This window comes from Xanthobacter autotrophicus, assembly GCF_029991245.1.
GTDB lineage: Bacteria > Pseudomonadota > Alphaproteobacteria > Rhizobiales > Xanthobacteraceae > Xanthobacter > Xanthobacter autotrophicus_C.
Genome location: NZ_JAIVFO010000264.1, coordinates 1 through 2,413 on the forward strand (window position 1 = coordinate 1; position 2,413 = coordinate 2,413).

At 67.2% G+C, this 2,413-nt stretch carries 2 protein-coding genes; both read left to right on the plus strand.

Annotated features, from left to right (window positions below; genetic code table 11):
- Positions 1 to 111 precede the first annotated feature (111 nt).
- A complete protein-coding gene (locus tag K9U41_RS22525) occupies positions 112 to 1,098 on the plus strand; it encodes an aldo/keto reductase (protein ID WP_282643072.1) in 987 nt (328 codons plus the stop codon).
- 163 nt (positions 1,099 to 1,261) lie between these two features.
- Positions 1,262 to 2,284 carry a sulfate ABC transporter substrate-binding protein gene (locus K9U41_RS22530; protein WP_282643073.1) on the plus strand — a complete coding sequence of 341 codons (1,023 nt, stop codon included), beginning with the start codon at positions 1,262 to 1,264 and terminating at the stop codon, positions 2,282 to 2,284.
- Positions 2,285 to 2,413 lie beyond the last annotated feature (129 nt).

A 2,413-nucleotide genomic window follows, 5' to 3' on the forward strand; every position in this document is an offset into this window, starting at 1 on the left:
CGGCATGGGGGCGCGGGTCATTGACAAAAGTAAACGGTACGGTATAGTTTACATCCACGGCCAGCCCACGTCGCGCCGTGTGCAATTCCTCTCATCATCATGAGGTCCCCCATGGACCACCGCCCCCTCGGTCGCTCGGGTCTTTCCGTGTCCGCCATCGGCCTCGGCTGCATGGGCATGTCCGAATTCTACGGCCCCAGCGACGACGAACAGTCCCTTGCGACCCTAGCAGCCGCCCTCGAACTGGGCATGAATTTCTTCGATACCGCCGACATGTACGGCGTCGGCCACAATGAGCGGCTGCTCGGGCGCTTTCTCAAGGGCCGGCGCGAGGAGGTGATCCTCGCCACCAAGTTCGGCAATGCGCGCGGGCCCAACGGCGAGCGCCTCGGCATCAGCGGCACGCCGGACTATGTGCGCACCGCCTGCGACGCCAGCCTCGGGCGGCTCGGCATCGACACCATCGACCTGTATTACCAGCACCGCGTGGACCCCAACACGCCCATCGAGGAGACGGTGGGCGCCATGAAGGGCCTCGTGGAGGCGGGCAAGGTGCGCTTCCTCGGGCTTTCGGAATGCTCGGTGGAGACGCTCCGGCGCGCTCATGAAGTGCATCCCATCACGGCTGTGCAGATCGAATATTCGCTCTGGAGCCGGGACCCGGAGACGGAAATGCTTCAGGTCTGCCGCGACCTGGGCATTGCGTTCGTTGCCTACAGCCCGCTGGGACGCTCCTTCCTGACCGGCGCGGTGACCAGCGCCGACAGCCTCGCGCCGGACGACTTCCGCCGCGCCAACCCCCGCTTCACCGGGGCGGCGCTGGCGCAGAACCTCAAGCTCACCGAGGCGCTGGCCGATTTCGCGGCGACCAAGGGCGCCACCAGCGCCCAGATCGCCTTGGCCTGGATCCTCGGCAAGCAGGAGCATGTGGTCCCCATCCCCGGCACCCGCCACATCAAGTATCTGGAGGAGAACGCGGCGGCCACCGCTATCCGCCTCACGCCGGACGAGATCGCCAGCCTCGACGCCCTGTTCGCTCCGGAGGCGGTGGCGGGCACGCGCTATCCCGAGGCCGGCATGGCGCAGCTCGGCCTGTGACGGGGCGAGGGCGGCGCCGGCCTTGGTGGCGCCGCCCTCTGCCTCCATCCCCAGCGGAACAGACCTGCCGCAGGGCGGTTCACATCCTTAATTTCACATGCTAAGCATGATGCATGTGAATTATACATTTCATTTGATGTGAAATGTGGATGGGAGAGGCCTCATGATCACCCGCCGCGCCGTTCTTGCTCTCGCGCTCGCCGGCGCCGCCGCGGCGCCCCTCGGCACCCTGCCGGCACTCGCCCAGCAGGGGCCGAACACGCTGCTCAACGTCTCCTATGACATCTCCCGCGAGCTGTTCACCGCGGTGAACGCCGAGTTCGTCCCGTTCTGGAAGGGCAAGACCGGGCAGGAGCTGTCCGTGAACCAGAGCCATGCCGGCTCCTCGCGCCAGGCCCGCGCCATCCTTGAGGGGCTGGAGGCGGACGTGGTCACCTTCAACCAGGTGATCGACGTGGACACGCTGGCCAAGGCCGGCTTCGTGGCCAAGGACTGGCAGGCGAAGTTCCCCAACGCCGCCTCGCCCTATTATTCCTTCCCCGCCTTCCTGGTGCGCGCCGGCAACCCCAAGGGCATCAAGGATTGGTCGGACCTGGTGCGCGACGACGTGAAGGTGATCTTCCCCAACCCCAAGACCTCGGGCAATGCGCGCTATACCTATCTGGCCGCCTATGCCTTCGCGCTGGAGCAGTTCAAGGGCGATGCCGCCAAGGCCGACGGCTTCGTGAAGAAGCTGCTCGCCAATGTGCCGGTGTTCGACACCGGCGGCCGCGCCGCCACCACCACCTTCGTGGAGCGCGACACCGGCGACGTGCTGGTGACCTTCGAGGCCGAGACCCGGACCATCGAGGGCCTGTATCCCGACCGCAAGCTGGAGACGGTGGTGCCCTCCGTGAGCCTGCTCGCCGAGTTCCCGGTGGCGGTGGTGGACAAGGTGGTGGACAAGCGCGGCTCCCGCGCCGCCGCCACCGCCTATCTCGAATTCCTGTATTCGCCGGCGGGCCAGACCATTGCCGCCAAGGGCTTCAACCGGGTGGTGGACCCCAAGGTGGCCGAGCAGTTCAAGGCCCAGTTCCCGCCGGTGCGCCTCGTGAAGGTGGAGGATGTGTTCGGCGGCTGGCAGAAGCTCCAGGCCGAGCACTTCGCCTCCGGCGCCAAGCTGGATTCACTGTTCACCGCCAAGTGAGCGGAGAGGCGGCGGAGCGGGTTCAGAGCCAGGTGGGACCGGGCTGTGCCCCTGTCGCGAGGCGCGGCGGGGCCGGCCCGGTTCGCCTTCACCCCTGAGGGGGCCGGGGCGATACAGGCTCTCCGGCGC

Coding starts and splice junctions, on each gene's coding strand:
- K9U41_RS22525 (WP_282643072.1), top strand. CDS start 112: ATGGACCACCGCCCCCTCGGTCGCTCGGGTCTTTCCGTGTCCGCCATC.
- K9U41_RS22530 (WP_282643073.1), top strand. CDS start 1,262: ATGATCACCCGCCGCGCCGTTCTTGCTCTCGCGCTCGCCGGCGCCGCC.